Source organism: Bacteroides sp. MSB163 (assembly GCF_036416795.1).
In the GTDB taxonomy this organism is placed as follows: domain Bacteria; phylum Bacteroidota; class Bacteroidia; order Bacteroidales; family Bacteroidaceae; genus Bacteroides; species Bacteroides maternus.
The window spans coordinates 5,958,465-5,975,549 of the sequence record NZ_CP143867.1; the positions used below are offsets into that span (position 1 = coordinate 5,958,465).

Genomic DNA, 17,085 nt, shown 5'->3' on the forward strand with positions numbered 1-17,085 from the left:
AAAGATAGCTGGACAAGGAAGGAAATACAAATTATCTTATAGACAAAAGGTATAAGTTATCAAGCACATAAATACATGATTATAAACCACATACAAATTAGTCAATCACAATAAGTATAGACAAAAGTTCAAAAACGGCGCAAAAAATCATCCAAAGTCTCATTATTCTCCGTCAATCCCAACTTATCTCGTTTCATCCGCTGTTTCTTACGACTTATCGAGGTACGACTGATACAGTAAATGTCAGATAGATCTTTAATACTAACGTTTATTTTCACCAGGCAACAGAAATACACATCCTTCATGCTCAATCCCGGAAAAGCTTCCAGTAATCGCACTGAAAATTTATCATAACTTCCATCCACCGTTTGGCGTATATCTTCCCACTCTTCATTAGACAAGGCTATACGTCGATTTTGATTATCATTTTCCTCTTCAGCACTCTCTTCTTCTTTTTCCAAAGAGGGAATTTTATGAAACGACTTCATCCGTCGAAAAAGCGATTCACGAAGCAGACTCTCTTTTTCGCACAATATACTCAACTCTTCCGACTGCTGTAACAATTGTTCCGTCTGACTCAGTCTCAGGGATTGCTCACGCCAAAGCTGCTTATACATCTGGCGTTTGCGACGTTGCCAAACAATATAACCCGCAGCGAATGCCACAACAAAACAAAGCCCTAAACTTAACAGCCAGATTTCCCGCCTCTGCTTATCTATTTTCAACCGGTTCAGTTCATTTTCCAGTTTAGCCCTTTCATACTTCGTCCGGCTTTCAACTCCTTCCTCTCTTCTCAGTTCATTTACAAGATGCTCATTAGCAGCAAGTGCTGAATAGAAAGAGCAGCTGTCTTTCCCCAGCGAAGAGTATAGCAACTTCAACCTCCGGGATGCCTCGGCTGCAACCCAACGGTTCAAGGACATCGACGCAATACGATAATAGGTAGAAGCAGAATCATATTCATTGATACCGGCCCAAAGATTTCCTTTAGCTAAATGATAATAAGGTACCATCTGCCTGTTATCCATATTCTTCCGTATAGAATCTAATCCAGATACCCCCTCCCGAAAGCGCCCGGCAGCAGTATAAACATCAGCTATTCCCTGACAGATAAAACTATACTGCCATTCTTCTGCCGTACGACTAGCCCTCAGAAAATAACGGATAGCCTCATCCGATTCTCCTCTTGCCGAATAGACAGAAGCAATGTAACGGTTCACCTGCGCTTTATGCCCACCACGTATGAAGAAACCTTCAGCCAATTGCATATAGAATAACATGCTGTCCATGTTATTGGAATGATGATAAACTGCCCTTCCTTTATTATACAAATTCAAACCAATTGCGAAAGAATCGGGTATTATCCGGAAACTTTCACTTATCGGCGCCTTCTCTCTCCCACAAGAAAAGAGGAAAAAAAGTATCAAAAATAGGAATAACAGTTTCTTCATAATTTTGACTGATTACCGATTACGCTTTAAAACTATGCGATCTGTAATAGTAGCGGGCAACTCCTTTTCATAGTGGGTAACCATAATCATGGTTTTATCCTGCCGGCGACAAAATGCTTCGATTATCTTCTTTACCCGCCGACGATTGTATGTATCCAGACCATGCAAAGGCTCATCCAGTATCAATAATTCCGGATCTTTTACAAAAGCACGTGCCAGAAGAGCCAAACGTTGCTCACCACTGGATAATTGCAAAAAAGGTTTGTCTTTTAAGGCAGCAATACCGAAAATATCCATCCACCATTCGCAAACAGACATCTGTTCCGCTTTCGGGCGCTTGTATAGTCCGATACTGTCGTGCAGGCCGGAGGCAACTATTTCAATCGCCGGTAGATTCTTCAAATAAGCACGGTGCATTTCAGGGCTGACATAACCAATATGTTTCTTTATTTCCCAAATGCTCTCCCCCGTCCCTCTCTTTCTCCCGAACAAACTGATATCGCAAGCGTATGATTGAGGATTATCGGCACACACAAGACTAAGTAAAGTAGACTTTCCCGCTCCATTCTCACCACTCAACGCCCACTTCTGTCCGCGCATCACTGTCCAGTCCAGTTCTTTCAAAATAGTACGGTCACCATAGCGAATACTGACTTTATTCAATCTGACCACTTCATCGGATACATAATTGGTATTATCATAAGGAAGATCAACAATACGCTGCTGCAAATCTTCGGGTACAGGTATATCTGCATTCCTGAATATGGTAAGATATTGATCACGTTGCATCATTTGTCCTACCGTACGATTAGCTATCGGCAGCACTTTATTAATATATGAGGGAATATCATCCATCATAGAAAGTATCAGGATAAGTTGTACGGCAGAGCGTTTGGCTAGTCCTGCCAACAAAGTATTCAGCAATTCACGGGTCTGGGCATCCAACCCAATGAAAGGATTATCCATGATAAGAACACGGGGAGCTGTAAGCAGCGCTTTCACTAACTGAAATTTACGCAACTCACCACTGGAAAGAAGAATCATCGGCTTATCCAGCATAGGTTCAATACGGAATAATTCAAAAAGTTCTTGTTTCAGTTTTTCATCCCTGACTTCTCCCAACATATCCCTGACTAACGGAACATCATCATGATCATGAGTATTCCAGCGCTGCTGATAATAATAGTTGGCATCTGCCGAACCATACGTATCGCGAAAAGCAATATATTTGATATTCTCATAGACTGTTTTTGACGTTGAAGGAGAAAAGTCATAGGTTATTGTTCCTTCCTTCAAAGGATATTTTCCGATAAGCATATCTACCAAAAGGCTTTTTCCGGAACCATTAGGTCCGACAATGGCAATGTGTTCATCTGCCGGAAAAGATGCGGAAGCAGGTGCAGCTAATCGCACAAGCGGATTACGGGCCACACCACCCGTCAAACATATAGTATATGGTTGCATTATTTCAGACGTATTTTGTTTAGTGATGCCACAAAGATACCAAGTTTTCCTTCTAAATGCTCAAAATGAGAGCAGTTTAATCAATTCTTCCTTTTTTAAGCAACTAACATGAAAAATAATCCATATATTGGGAAACAATTTCCCCAGGAAATATGTTTCTTTAAAAGACATGTATCAAAAGTATTAAAAAAGGATGGAAAAAACATTCGCTAAAAGATATTGGCCTACAATCGTAGGTGCAATAGTCGGGGCTATAAGCGGCTATCTATATTGGAGGTATGTCGGCTGTAGTACGGGTACTTGTCCAATTACCTCATCTCCACTAAACAGCACATTGTGGGGAACTGTCATAGGTGGCCTATCAGGAAACATTTTGCAACCAAATATTTTAAGGAAGAACAATCAAGATAAATAATACAGGAGTCTATGGAGAAAAAATCAACATCAGAACGCCCGTCGGGTCATGCCTATGAGCTTTCCGGAATGTTTTCTCAGGTTCTCCGTACGGCATTGGATAGGTTTATTTTTCTGCATAATAATATTGAAAAAAAATTAGCGATATACCAGCTGGAATATATAAACTTGAATTAATGGATATAAGCGAAATTACCTGAAAATGGATATCGCTAAAGAATAACACAAACTATAATATAATGCCCAAACTCTCAATTAAATGTATCCGGGCGAATACAGATTCGCCCCTACAAGTAAGACTACTTGTAGGGGCGATGTTTTATCATAAGATATACTGTTCTTATTTATAAATAATCAATGCAGACTGCGCCGGAACGATCATTTCTGATCCGTAAAGCGTACCCAATCCTTTTTCACTGATAAAGCCATCCTTGCAAACAACTGTATACTTACCCTCGGGAACTGTTAGTTTAGCAGGTTCTTTACGTGAGTTCAATGCCACTATAATATCTTCCCATGTATCACTGTTGGCATGTTCTTTCAAACGGTAGGCTATCAAGTTACTGCCTTCCACCGGAAGGAATTCCAAATGCTTACGTACCAGATCCGCATCTCCCATGCGGAAAGCAGGGTGATTCTTGCGTAACTGTATCAGACCTTTATAATAAGCGAAAACATCTGCATGTTCTGCTTTACGTTTCCAGTCAATAGCATTAATAGAGTCAGGACTTTGATAACTGTTATGCACGCCCTTCTTATCACGCATCACCTCTTCACCGGCATAAATAAACGGTATGCCTTGTGAAGTAAATACAGCCGTTTGAGCCAATTTATCCAATTTTATCAACTCCTGTGGCGTAATACCCGGAACACTTGCATTCAGTCTGTCAACCAAGCACATATCATCATGGCAAGAAACATAACTGACCATCTGTGTCGGCTGTTCAGCCCAGGAAGCCTTACTATAATTCACCAAATCATTGTCCACTTGCGGATGCTTGACAGCACCAACAATACCAAACTTGATACTCTCCTCTCCTCCCGGAACTCCGGCAAGAAAAGCACCTTGATGATTGTCATTGAACGGACCACGCAATCCATCACGCATTTCATCAGAAAATGCAGCAATACCCGGCATCCGGTAAGTATTCGCTTTCATAGCCAACGAGTCTTCCGGCATCTGGGGAACTTTAGCCGCCCAACCTTCACCATAAATAATGATACTCGGGTCAACTGCTGTAACTGCCTTACGAATTTCATTCATCGTTGCTATATCATGAATCCCCATCAGATCAAAGCGGAAACCGTCAAGGTGATATTCATTAAGCCAATGCAACACAGACTCTATCATATATTTCCGCATCATAGGACGGTTACTTGCCGTTTCATTGCCGCAAGCGGAAGCGTCAGCAAAGCTGCCGTCCGGCATCTGGCGATAAAAATATCCCGGCACCGTACGTTCAAAGTTGCTTTCAGCCGTATTGAATGTATGGTTATACACCACGTCCAACACTACGCGAATTCCTGCTTTATGCAAAGCCTGCACCATCTGTTTGAACTCTTTAATACGAACAGCAGGATCATAAGGATCGGTAGAATATGAACCATCAGGCACATTGTAATTCTGCGGATCATACCCCCAATTGTATTTGTTTTCATCCAATCTGGCCTCGTCTACGGAAGCATAGTCATAAGATGGCAGAAGATGTACATGCGTCACACCCAGTTCTTTCATGTGATCAATACCTGTTGCCAATTGTTCAGGACTCAATGTACCTTCTTCTGTCAATGCCAGGAATTTACCTTTGTGCTGAATACCGGAAGAAGGATCAATAGAGAAATCGCGGTGATGCATTTCATAAATAATCGCATCTACCGGAGAAGCCAACGCAGGCCGTTTATCTGCTGCCCAGCCTTCGGGATCAGTCGCACTCATATCTATAATTGCGGCACGCTTTCCATTTACTCCTACGGATTTGGCATTGATGCCCGGAGTATCTCCCAACCATTTATCTTTAATCTTCACATTGAATGTATAGAATTTCCCTATCAGGTCTTTCTCCACCTTTGCTGTCCATGTTCCTTCCTTATCAGCCATCATTGAAACGGTTTCATAAGCATGACCACCGTCACCGGTATCAAACAACATCAGACGTACTTCATCGGCAGTAGGTGCCCACAATGTAAAACTTGTAACTTCAGGAGTATACTCCATCTCCGTCAAGTCATCCGAGCGGACAGGATACAGTTCATAAGATGCGTACTCTTTTTTTGCCGGAGAACAACTGACAATCGTAGCAGCCGCCACTCCAATCAAGGCAAGTTCATTCATTTTCATGGTAGTTATTTTAAGTATTAAGTATCAAGTATTAAGTATTAGGTATGAGATATTATCGCTTTACTTTATCGGGATTCTTGGCGATGAAATCTTTCCAGCCGTGATATCCTTTCTCTACTGTAGGACGTCCCATTTGCAGAAAGTGGCAATAAGCGGCGGCAAGACCATCCGTAGCATCCATAAATGTAGGCATATCTTCCTTTGCAAAATGCAACATGCGTTGCAACATATCCGCTACCTGCTCCTTAGAAGCCTGACCGTTTCCGGTGATAGCCATTTTGATTTTTAAAGGAGCATATTCCGTAATCGGTATGTCCCGGCTGAGAGCGGCCGCCATAGCAACACCTTGTGCACGCCCCAACTTCAGCATAGACTGTACATTCTTCCCGAAAAAGGGTGCTTCAATGGCAAGTTCATCAGGCAGATAGCTCTCGATAATACTCAACACCCGTTCGTGTATATGACGTAACTTCAGGTAATGATCACCCATTTTACGCAGATCAATAATGCCCATAGCTATCATCTCAGGTTTTGTTCCCTGTACACGCAAAACTCCGTATCCCATAATGGTCGTACCGGGGTCAATGCCCAGAATTATCTTTTCCTTGACAGGCTGTATCACTCTATCACCTCCATCAGTGTAGGAAACCCTACCACTTTATCCTGGAATATCTTAACCAGTTCTTCGTTCAACTTCGTTCCCTGTTCCAGATGCCAACGATGCAAGATACCGGAATTTTCCACTTCGAACTGAAGGGAATAACAGGTACTACCCTCTTCACGATGACTGAGTACACGAACAATGCGCGGTGTATGCAATGACCCTGTCTTTTCTACTTCGGGTAAATAGAATTCTTTGATCCAGATCAGGAAGTTATCTTCCTGTCCTTCTTCTACTTGATAGGTGGTATTATAAATCAGCATATTTTTTTCTTTCACTTTGTTTCGCAAACATAGCAATTATTTCAGAATAATGCATTATATTTGCGCCATCAAAAAGAGAGAAACCTCGCAAACGTTAGCGAAGGGTCAAAAAAAGGGGGGGTAGCTCATCTGGCTAGAGCGCGACACTGGCAGTGTCGAGGTGATCGGTTCGAGTCCGATACTCTCCACCATAGAAAACGAGGGATATATCAGAAAGATGATATATTCCTTTTTTTATTCCATTTCCCCATCTATCTTTTATAAATCCGGAAAAGTAGTAAGTGAATAAAGTGAAATGGTTCATTCAAGCATTCACACTCAAACGAACCATTTCACCTTTAATCAAACAATGTAATGATTGCTAAAACTTATCCTATTTTAACTTAAACGTCACAGGCACTGTAAACTTGCAGCGTACGGGTACGCCACGTTGTTTTCCGGGCTTCCATTTCGGCATGGTAGAAATAACGCGAACCGCTTCTTTGTCCAGATAAGGATCAACGCCTCTTATCACGGTCACATCCACGATACTACCATCCTTGTTTACAACAAACTGCACAGTTACACGCCCCTGGGTTCCATTCTCTTGTGGAATGGTGGGATACTTGATATTCTTACTCAAATACTGTAAAAGACCGACTGTACCACCATTGAGAAATTGCGGATTTTCTTCCACAACTTCAAAAATCTCATCTTCTACCGGCACATCTTCGTCCACAGTGACTGGTATATGTTTCACTACCACATCCTCACCGGTTTCTTCCGAAGAGGCGAAATTGGTTTCTTCTACATTAGCGTCATCATCTATTATTATCAATACATCATTAATAGGAGTAACCTGAGGTGGAGGTGGGGGAGCAACCTCAGGCTGCCTTGTAAGAGGGATCTCCATGTCCTGTTCAAACACATTTTCGACGATACGACCACTCGTGTCAATCTTAATATCACGCGTCCATTCAAACGCTACGAACATGAAGGCAAGTACGACTACATAACCCACAAGTAACCACGTGGGTCTCTTGCTTTCCAAGTTTGCTTTGGGTGTTTTTTTGGTTTCCATAGTTTACAAATTAGTTACTATATAATGTCTTCCGTTAAGAATCCGACACTATACAGATATTGTTAGTAATACGAAAACACTTGTGGCCACTATTTTCTGTAATAAAGATAGTTGAATAGCTATTAAGTTGTTATCAGAGAGGCCTATTAATATACTTTTTTAATATCTGTTCGAAAAAATTGCTTAGCAAAAAGATTATTTACGCCGGAATACTTAAGAATACTAAAAAAAGCTGCTACCTTTGCCTAACAAATCAATCATAAAAAATGAAACAAACTAAATCAGGGAAAAGCGACATCATACTGCATACGCTTAACCCTTATGACCCTGAAATGCAGCGTTACCTTTCCCTCTCTAAAAAAATCGAGCAATTGATGAATAATGCGGAAGATGAAAATGACTCATGTATTCCTATTGAGCTTGTAGCAGAATTCTGTGTATTGCAAGAAAAACTTTATCAGAAAGCACTAAAAAAGAACAAAGAAGAAGCTAATTAACCTCCCACAAAGATAAGAAGGACGGTGCATAGCCGACAAGGATAATGATTATCCGCAATCTATACGATTCGTACCCGGCCCGTACCAGGTCCGTAGTTGCTCCGTATCTAAGAAATCAGGTAAAATATAGAGCTGATACAGAGCATCTACGGACTTGATACGGACCTGATACGGAGATTGCGTGGAGATTGCATGGAGATACTACGAAGATTTACACCTAACCAGCCACAGACTTTTTCCCCGCGACAGATTAATTTTATAAAAAGATTGGGAGCGAAATCATGATAAAGTTGTATCTTTGCACTGTTTTATGTATTTCAGAAATAAATAATAACGACGATATGATAGATAAAATCAACCAGCTTCTGCAAGAAGTGGAAGCACTGAAAGCTGCCAACGCCGAGGAACTGGAAGCGCTCCGCATCAAATACCTTAGTAAAAAAGGTGCTATCAATGACTTGATGGCAGACTTCCGCAACGTGGCTGCCGAACAGAAGAAAGAAGTCGGCATGAGACTGAATGAACTGAAAAACAAGGCGCAGGAAAAGATTAACGCCCTGAAAGAACAGTTCGAAAGCCAGGATACGGATTGTGACGACATTGACCTCACCCGCTCCGCTTATCCGGTAGAACTGGGTACACGCCACCCGCTCACCATCGTAAAAAACGAAATCATCGATATATTTGCACGTCTGGGTTTCAGTATTGCCGAAGGTCCGGAAATTGAGGATGACTGGCACGTGTTCTCCGCATTGAATTTTGCTGAAGATCACCCCGCACGCGATATGCAGGATACTTTCTTCATCGAAGCGCATCCTGACATCGTATTGCGTACGCACACTTCATCTGTACAAACACGCATTATGGAAGTCTCACAACCTCCTATCCGCATTATTTGTCCGGGACGCGTATATCGTAACGAAGCTATCAGCTATCGCGCACACTGCTTTTTCCACCAGGTAGAGGCGTTGTACGTAGATAAAGACGTATCTTTCACTGATCTGAAACAGGTGTTATTGCTCTTTGCCAAAGAAATGTTCGGCGAAGATACCAAGATCCGTCTGCGTCCGTCTTATTTCCCGTTCACGGAACCTAGTGCCGAAATGGACATCAGTTGTAACATTTGTGGTGGAAAGGGCTGTCCGTTCTGCAAGCATACCGGCTGGGTAGAAATCCTAGGTTGCGGTATGGTAGACCCCAACGTATTGGAAAGTAACGGTATCGACAGTAAGGTATACAGCGGATACGCCCTCGGTATGGGTATCGAGCGTATTACGAACCTGAAATATCAGGTGAAAGACCTTCGTATGTTTTCCGAAAACGACACAAGATTCCTGAAGGAATTCGAAGCCGCTTACTAAAATAAGTAGAGAGTTGAGAATTCTCAACTCTCAATTTAATAAGAATGAAAGATAAGCTTGTTACTTCCAGTTATTGTTTTATTCTCGCAGCCAACTTCCTGCTGTACTTCGGATTCTGGTTGCTGATACCGGTACTACCTTTTTACCTGTCCGAAGTATTCAGTGCCGGCAATTCTACAATCGGTATCATTCTTTCCTGCTACACAGTAGCTGCATTGTGTATCCGTCCTTTCTCCGGTTATTTTCTGGACAGCTTTGCACGCAAACCTTTATATTTGATAGCTTACTTCATCTTTATGACGATGTTTGCCGGATACATCATTGCAGGCTCGCTTACACTGTTTATCATGTTCCGTATCATACAGGGAGTATCGTTCGGAATGGTAACCGTAGGTGGTAACACAGTGGTGATTGACATCATGCCATCTTCACGACGCGGAGAAGGACTGGGATACTATGGGCTTTCAAACAACATTGCAATGGCAGTGGGTCCGATGTCAGGATTATTTCTGCATGATGCGGGAATGAGTTTTACTACCATATTCTGCAGTTCACTGGGATCCTGTATGGCAGGTTTCGTTTGCGCTTCTCTTGTAAAGACTCCTTATAAACCACCTGTGAGACGGGAACCGATATCTCTCGACCGATTCATATTACTGAAAGGGATTCCGGCAGGTATCAGCCTCTTGTTGCTTTCCATTCCTTATGGAATGACGACCAACTATGTGGCTATGTATGCCAAACAAATCGGAATCAATGCCACCACAGGTTTCTTCTTCACTTTCATGGCGATAGGGATGGCTATTTCACGTATATTCTCCGGAAAGATTGTGGACAGAGGTAAGATAACGCAGGTTATTTCCGCCGGACTGTATCTCGTGGTGTTCAGCTTTTTCCTGCTTTCGGCCTGTGTATATCTCATCAGTTGGAACAACATGGTATGCACGATTGTTTTCTTTTCCGTGGCCTTGTTGCTGGGAGTAGGTTTCGGAATTATGTTCCCCGCTTACAACACCTTGTTTGTCAACCTCGCTCCCAACAGCCAACGTGGTACCGCCACTTCCACCTACCTGACCTCCTGGGATGTAGGCATCGGTATCGGTATGTTGACAGGAGGATATATTGCAGAAGTCAGCACCTTTGATAAAGCTTATTTATTCGGAGCCTGCCTTACCATTGTATCCATGCTCTACTTCAATGGCAAAGTGGCTCCCAATTACCATAAAAATAAATTGCGATGAGAAAGAAAGAACGTTATGAAAAAGTCCTTGCCTGGTTTCGGGAAAATCGTCCCGTAGCCGAAACGGAACTGCACTATGAGACCCCGTTTCAACTGCTGATAGCGGTCATCCTCTCCGCCCAATGTACGGACAAACGGGTGAATATGATTGTTCCGCCACTGTACCGCGACTTCCCTACCCCGGAAGTTCTCGCTGCCAGTACTCCGGAAGTGATCTATGAATACATCCGTAGCGTGTCTTACCCCAACAACAAAGCAAAACACCTGGTAGGCATGGCGCAAATGTTGGTGAAAGACTTCAACAGCGAAGTACCCGGCACACTGGAAGAACTCATAAAACTTCCCGGTGTAGGACGTAAGACGGCAAACGTCATCCAATCCGTCGTATTCAACAAAGCGGCAATGGCAGTAGACACCCATGTGTTCCGTGTAAGCCATCGCCTCGGACTGGTTTCGGACCAATGTACCACCCCGTTCAGCGTAGAAAAAGAACTGGTGAAAAACATCCCGGAAGCCGACATTCCCATTGCTCATCACTGGCTTATTCTGCACGGAAGATACGTCTGTCAGGCACGTACACCGCAATGTGACAACTGCGGTTTGCAATTGATGTGCAAATATTATTGCGAGAAGTACAAAGTTAGCAAAGAGAAGCCGGAAGATAAAGAATAAATAACGGTTTCATAGCAAAAAAAAGAAATATACATTATCTTTGCACTCACTAAAAGGAATTAATAACACTTTTAAATAAAATAGAGTATTATGACAATTGATCAATTCAACTTTGCCGGTAAAAAGGCATTCGTTCGTGTGGACTTCAATGTACCCTTGGACGAAAACTTCAACATTACAGATGATAACCGTATGCGTGCTGCTCTTCCTACGCTGAAGAAAATTCTGGCTGACGGTGGCAGTATAATTATCGGTTCTCACCTCGGTCGTCCGAAAGGTCCGGCTGACAAGTTCTCTTTGAAACATATCCAGAAACATCTGTCAGATTTGTTGGGTGTTGAGGTGCAATTTGCTAGCGACTGTATGGGCGAAGAAGCTGCTGTAAAGGCTGCTGCTCTGCAACCGGGTGAAGTACTGTTGCTTGAAAACCTTCGTTTCTATGCTGAGGAGGAAGGTAAACCCCGTGGTTTGGCAGAAGATGCGACAGACGAAGAAAAAGCTGCCGCCAAGAAAGCCGTAAAAGAAAGCCAGAAAGAATTCACCAAGAAATTGGCTTCTTATGCTGACTGTTATGTAAATGACGCTTTCGGTACAGCTCACCGCGCACACGCTTCTACGGCTTTGATCGCTAAATATTTCGACAAAGACAGCAAGATGTTCGGTTACTTGATGGAGAAAGAAGTGAAAGCTGTTGATAAAGTATTGAATGACATCAAACGTCCGTTCACTGCTATCATGGGTGGTTCTAAGGTTTCTTCTAAAATCGAAATCATTGAGAACCTGCTGAGCAAGGTTGATAACCTGATCATCGCCGGTGGTATGACTTATACTTTCACTAAGGCTATGGGTGGCAAGATCGGTATTTCTATTTGCGAAGATGATAAACTGGATCTGGCTCTTGACCTGGTAGCAAAAGCTAAAGAAAAAGGTGTAAACCTGGTATTGGCTGTTGACGCTAAGATTGCTGATGCTTTCTCTAACGACGCCAACACTAAGTTCTGTCCGGTTGACCAAATTCCTGATGGTTGGGAAGGTTTGGATATCGGTCCTGAAACAGAGAAAATCTTCACAGACGTTATTAAAAACTCCAAGACTATCTTGTGGAACGGTCCGACTGGCGTATTCGAATTCGAAAACTTTACTCATGGCTCACGTGCCGTAGGTGAAGCTATCGTAGAGGCTACCAAAAACGGTGCTTTCTCACTTGTAGGTGGTGGTGACTCTGTAGCTTGCGTAAACAAGTTCGGTTTGGCAAGCGGTGTTTCTTACGTTTCAACCGGTGGTGGTGCATTGCTCGAAGCAATCGAAGGAAAAGTTCTTCCGGGTATCGCTGCTATCAACGAATAAAAACAGACATTATCATACCCAAAGGCAGCTCTTTGAAAAGAAGGGTTGCCTTTTTTAATCTTATATCTTCACATCTATAAAAATCATGAAACGAATTCTGTTATCCTTCGCTTTCCTGTTCTCTGTTCTGATAGCAACAGCACAAGATGCTTGTTTAAACGACGTAGTAAACACTCTTAAAGACCGTATCAGTCTTGCCGGCTATGCGCAGGTGGGATATACGTATGATGATGCCGGTGATGGCAGCAATACATTCGACATCAAACGGGTTATCTTCATGGCACAAGGTAAAATCACTGACCGCTGGCTATGTTACTTCATGTACAGCTTTGCCAATACGGGAAAAATACTTGAAGCATATACCGAATACAAATTCCTCCCTCAACTGACTGCCCGCATCGGACAATTCAAGACGATGTACACCATTGAAAACCCAATGTCTCCCTGCTATGTGGAATTGATAAATTGTTATGCGCAGTCTGTCAATTACCTGGCCGGTATCAATGGCAGCGATCCGTTATATGGTTCCAGCAGCGGACGCGATATGGGTCTCCTGATTTATGGAGACCTGTTCGGCAAACTGGTAAATTATAATCTTGCATTGATGAATGGACAAGGCATCAATCTGAAAGACAAGAACAACCAGAAAGATATTGTAGGCAGTCTGATGGTTCATCCGCTCGGCTGGCTGTCCGTAGGTGGTTCTTTTGTTAAAGGAAAGGGATGCGCAATAGCCACTTCCACTCTTAATCCGGATATACAGATAGGTGAAAACTATACGCGTAACCGTTGGTCGGCAGGTGCAGTGATTAAGACCAAACCGGTTGATGTACGCACAGAATACCTGGCCGGAAAAGACGGACACGTGAAAAGCGACGGCTACTACGTAACGGCATCTGCACATGTATTCCCCAAAGTAGATGTCATTGCATCCTATGACTATCTTAACAAAAGCAAAGTACTGGATGACAAGCAAACCAATTACGTAGTGGGACTGCAATACTGGTTTTATCCTAAGTGCAGAGTACAGGCACAATATACGTACTGCAACCGCCATATCGGAGAAAATAGTAATTTATTACAGGCGCAGTTGCAAGTGCGCTTCTAAAGAAAAACCTTACATGCTATGGAATACAGCCGAATTCTGAAAGAAATATACGAAGAAATACAGCCGTATGCACAGGAAGGCAAATCGGCAAGTTATATCCCTGAACTGCTGAAAGTTAATCCTGATCGTTATGGCATCTGTCTGCGCACCATCGAAGGCAAGGAATATGCCCAGGGAGACAGTGATGAACGTTTCGCCGTGCAGAGTATTTCGAAAGTATTTTCCCTTGCCATGAGTTTTGGCCGGATAGGTAACGAACTTTGGAAACGTATAGGCGTAGAACCGTCCGGTAATGCATTCAACTCCATCTTTCAGCTGGAAATGGAGAAAGGAATCCCCCGCAATCCACTCATCAATGCAGGGGCATTGGTAATGGCAGACGTCTTGCTCTCAGTACTTGAATATCCGGAAAGGGAATATCTCTCGTTTGTGCGGAAACTCTGCGGCAATGACATGATTCAATATAATGAAAGCATGGCTACTTCCGAACGGGAGTATGGATATCTGAATGCCGCCATCACCAATATGCTGAAATATCACGGCAATATAGAAAACGATATCGAGCGAGTACTTCGCTTCTACTTCCGTCAATGTTCCATAGGTATGAATTGCCGTGAACTGGCATGTTCTTTCCTCCCCTTTGCCGATCACACAAGACCGTTCAGTTTTGATGGAACCGAACTGACGACTTCGCAAGTGAAGCGTATCAATGCCATTATGCAAACATGCGGTTTCTATGATGAAGCCGGTGAGTTTTCTTATCTGGTAGGATTACCCGGGAAAAGTGGTGTCGGCGGTGGTATCGCAGCTGTATGCCCACGCAAGTACGCAGTAGCTGTATGGAGTCCGCGGCTCAATTCCAAAGGCAACTCCGTAATGGGCATGAAAGCTCTGGAATTACTGACAACCAAAACTGCTGTCAGTATTTTCTAAGAACCTAAACTTTTTTGGCATCATTTTTGTACCTTATACTCATATAGTATTAAAGAAAGGACTGAATATGAATGAACAATCCATCCAAAAACAATATAATCAGATAGTCAGTTTACTGGAAGATAAACGGCTGAAAGAGGCTCTCGTTCAGCTGGATGCTTTCTTATATAATAGTAATGACTGGACCCTGCGCAACCGCCTAGAACAAATCCAGACTTCCTATCAGTATATGCTGCAATACATGAAGTTGGGAATGAAAGATCCGGAACGGCATAAATTGTATCGTCAGCTATTAGCCGATACCTGGGAAATTGCCGACCAGACGCGCATCCTATTGCTGGATGAGATATCCACCCACTACTATCATTCTTTGCGCAGAAATCCCAACCAGTTGCCGAAGGCTTATGACCTCTCTGTCCAACAGAGGATACTGGAAGGATTCGCAGACGAAATGGCTGTATCGCAGTTGGCAAACTATCAGGGTTTGGACGCTATCTTGAAACGGCATGAAGAAACACACCAGGTTATGTTTCTTACTACCTGGAGCAACAATAACTGGACTTTGGAAGAATTTGCCCAGGCAGAGGATATGCTCCGCTCGGAAACATTACCAATCAATGATTTATGTCTGTTTGTCAGTGCTGTCACACTTAGTTTAATGGAGTGTTTCGACGAACGTAAGATCAATTGGCTGCTCGACGGACTCCGCCATACCCATCCGCAAATCAACCAAAGAGCTTTGGTAGGACTTGTCATCACCCTGCATCTCTACCCTACACGCATTGTACTCTATCCGGAACTGGAAGCGCGCATCTCTCTTTTCAGAGAAGATCCGGACTTCAGTAAACAGGTGAACCGTGTTTACATCCAACTGCTTCGCAGCCAAGAAACCGAGAAAATAGACAAGAAGATGCGGGAAGAAATCATTCCCGAAATGATGAGGAACGTGAATATCATGCGCAACATGAAATTCGGTTTTGAAGAAACAGATGAAAACGACCGTAATCCGGACTGGGAACAGGCTTTCGAACAATCAGGACTAGGAGACAAAATAAGAGAGATGAACGATTTGCAGTTGGAAGGCGCTGATGTATACATGAGTACATTCGCACAACTAAAAGGCTATCCTTTCTTCCGCGAACCGCACAACTGGTTCTATCCTTTCGACCGGATGCACTCCAGTATCATCCACCAAGTCGGCTTGAACCAGACGAGTGAAAGTTCGGTACTCTCTATCATTCTGCAATCCGGATTCTTCTGCAACAGTGATAAGTACTCATTCTGCTTCACCATTGCCCAACTTCCGCAAGGACAGCGGGATATGATGTTGAGCCAGATGACGCCCCAGGATCAAAGTGACTTTATGGAAGAAAAGAATAGCACCAGCCTGAAGCAATACGCAGAACGGCCTGACGTTATCAGCAACCAGTATATTCACGATTTATATCGTTTCTTCAAACTCAGCCAACGCAGATATGAGTTCCACAACATCTTCCAGGAAGAGATTGCTTTGCACCGTAACCCTGTACTGAAAGGATTGCTGAGTGCTCCCGAACTATTGGTGGCTGTTGCCGATTTCCACTTCCGCAAAGAGCACCCTGCCGAAGCATTGGAGCTCTACCGGATATTGATAGACCGGAAACAGGCCAATGCGGATATTTTCCAGAAAACAGGCTTCTGCCTGCAAAAGGAGAAACGCTATCAGGAAGCTGTGGATGCCTATCTGAAAGCCGATATGCTGAAACCTGATCATTTGTGGACGCTCCGCCATCTGGCTACCTGTTACCGTCAAATGAAGAATTTCGATGCCGCTCTGGAATACTACCACCGCGTGGAAACAATTCAACCAGAAAACCACAATGTGTTATTCTATACCGCAAGTTGCCTGGCAGAACAGAAAAGATACGAAGATGCACTGCAATACTTCTTCAAACTGGACTTTCTGGAAAACAACTGCATGAAAGCATGGCGCGGTATCGGCTGGTGCTCATTTGTCAGTGGTAAGCATGAACAAGCTATGAAGTATTACGACAAGCTTCTCGCTGCCAAGCCGCTTGCAACAGATTATCTCAATGCCGGACACGTGGCATGGGTATTGGGAAATATAGAAAAAGCTGCCGGACTATATGGTAAAGCTATGGCAGAAAGTGGTAGCAAGGACGCATTTCTGGAAATATTCGACAGAGACCGGAACAGTCTGCTCAGACAAGGTATCGTAGCCGAAGAAATTCCATTAATGTTGGATATGATTGAATAAAGGCATAAATAAATATCTG

Annotated in this window: 15 protein-coding genes and 1 tRNA gene; 10 read left to right on the forward strand and 6 right to left on the reverse strand. The window is 43.2% G+C overall.

The window, feature by feature from the left end; genetic code table 11:
* Positions 1 to 128 precede the first annotated feature (128 nt).
* Positions 129 to 1,289 carry a hypothetical protein gene (locus tag VYM24_RS23425; RefSeq protein ID WP_330941034.1) on the reverse strand — a complete coding sequence of 387 codons (1,161 nt, stop codon included), beginning with the start codon at positions 1,287 to 1,289 and terminating at the stop codon, positions 129 to 131.
* Between the two features lie 174 nt (positions 1,290 to 1,463).
* Positions 1,464 to 2,915 carry an ATP-binding cassette domain-containing protein gene (locus VYM24_RS23430; RefSeq protein ID WP_291549364.1) on the reverse strand — a complete coding sequence of 484 codons (1,452 nt, stop codon included), beginning with the start codon at positions 2,913 to 2,915 and terminating at the stop codon, positions 1,464 to 1,466.
* Positions 2,916 to 3,108: 193 nt separating this feature from the next.
* On the opposite strand from VYM24_RS23430, the gene VYM24_RS23435 reads away from it, so the two are divergent.
* Complete coding sequence (locus tag VYM24_RS23435) at positions 3,109 to 3,330, forward strand: DUF6132 family protein (RefSeq protein ID WP_074435090.1); 222 nt, start codon at positions 3,109 to 3,111, stop codon at positions 3,328 to 3,330.
* A 339-nt stretch (positions 3,331 to 3,669) separates the two neighbouring features.
* Here the strand turns inward: VYM24_RS23435 and pulA are convergent, their stop codons facing one another.
* Genes pulA through VYM24_RS23450 form a run of 3 tightly spaced genes read right to left on the reverse strand, consistent with a single transcriptional unit; the run spans position 3,670 to position 6,591 of the window.
* Entirely contained in the window at positions 3,670 to 5,667 is a 1,998-nt protein-coding gene (gene pulA / locus VYM24_RS23440; protein WP_299089666.1) for a type I pullulanase, read from the reverse strand.
* 52 nt (positions 5,668 to 5,719) lie between these two features.
* Positions 5,720 to 6,289: a crossover junction endodeoxyribonuclease RuvC gene (gene ruvC / locus VYM24_RS23445; RefSeq protein ID WP_007214744.1), complete on the reverse strand. Its 570-nt coding sequence runs from the start codon at positions 6,287 to 6,289 to the stop codon at positions 5,720 to 5,722.
* Positions 6,286 to 6,591: a DUF4286 family protein gene (locus tag VYM24_RS23450; RefSeq protein WP_291549450.1), complete on the reverse strand. Its 306-nt coding sequence runs from the start codon at positions 6,589 to 6,591 to the stop codon at positions 6,286 to 6,288. The genes ruvC and VYM24_RS23450 overlap by 4 nt, the downstream gene beginning before the upstream one ends.
* A 114-nt stretch (positions 6,592 to 6,705) precedes the next feature.
* Between VYM24_RS23450 and VYM24_RS23455 the strand changes: the two genes are divergently transcribed.
* Positions 6,706 to 6,782 (forward strand) — tRNA-Ala (locus VYM24_RS23455).
* A gap of 182 nt (positions 6,783 to 6,964) precedes the next feature.
* On the opposite strand, the gene VYM24_RS23460 is transcribed toward VYM24_RS23455, so the two are convergent.
* On the reverse strand, positions 6,965 to 7,651 hold the full coding sequence (locus VYM24_RS23460; protein ID WP_330941035.1) for an energy transducer TonB: 687 nt from the start codon (positions 7,649 to 7,651) through the stop codon (positions 6,965 to 6,967).
* Between the two features lie 266 nt (positions 7,652 to 7,917).
* On the opposite strand from VYM24_RS23460, the gene VYM24_RS23465 reads away from it, so the two are divergent.
* From VYM24_RS23465 to VYM24_RS23500, 8 genes are all read left to right on the forward strand, one after another.
* Positions 7,918 to 8,148: a hypothetical protein gene (locus VYM24_RS23465; protein ID WP_044263303.1), complete on the forward strand. Its 231-nt coding sequence runs from the start codon at positions 7,918 to 7,920 to the stop codon at positions 8,146 to 8,148.
* A gap of 341 nt (positions 8,149 to 8,489) precedes the next feature.
* The gene (pheS, locus tag VYM24_RS23470) at positions 8,490 to 9,509 is read left to right on the forward strand and encodes a phenylalanine--tRNA ligase subunit alpha (RefSeq protein WP_291549361.1); all 1,020 of its coding nucleotides are present in this window, start codon (positions 8,490 to 8,492) and stop codon (positions 9,507 to 9,509) included.
* A gap of 44 nt (positions 9,510 to 9,553) precedes the next feature.
* Complete coding sequence (locus VYM24_RS23475) at positions 9,554 to 10,750, forward strand: MFS transporter (RefSeq protein WP_291549360.1); 1,197 nt, start codon at positions 9,554 to 9,556, stop codon at positions 10,748 to 10,750.
* Positions 10,747 to 11,421 (forward strand): endonuclease III, encoded by a 675-nt coding sequence (gene nth / locus VYM24_RS23480; protein WP_007217431.1) that lies wholly within the window; start codon positions 10,747 to 10,749, stop codon positions 11,419 to 11,421. Before VYM24_RS23475 ends, nth begins: the two co-directional genes overlap by 4 nt.
* Positions 11,422 to 11,508: 87 nt before the next feature.
* On the forward strand, positions 11,509 to 12,768 hold the full coding sequence (locus VYM24_RS23485; protein ID WP_291549449.1) for a phosphoglycerate kinase: 1,260 nt from the start codon (positions 11,509 to 11,511) through the stop codon (positions 12,766 to 12,768).
* Between the two features lie 85 nt (positions 12,769 to 12,853).
* A complete protein-coding gene (locus VYM24_RS23490; protein WP_291549357.1) occupies positions 12,854 to 13,876 on the forward strand; it encodes a porin in 1,023 nt (340 codons plus the stop codon).
* Between the two features lie 18 nt (positions 13,877 to 13,894).
* Complete coding sequence (locus VYM24_RS23495) at positions 13,895 to 14,809, forward strand: glutaminase (protein ID WP_291549355.1); 915 nt, start codon at positions 13,895 to 13,897, stop codon at positions 14,807 to 14,809.
* A 67-nt stretch (positions 14,810 to 14,876) separates the two neighbouring features.
* Positions 14,877 to 17,066 (forward strand): tetratricopeptide repeat protein, encoded by a 2,190-nt coding sequence (locus VYM24_RS23500; protein WP_299088621.1) that lies wholly within the window; start codon positions 14,877 to 14,879, stop codon positions 17,064 to 17,066.
* The last annotated feature ends 19 nt before the right edge of the window (positions 17,067 to 17,085 follow it).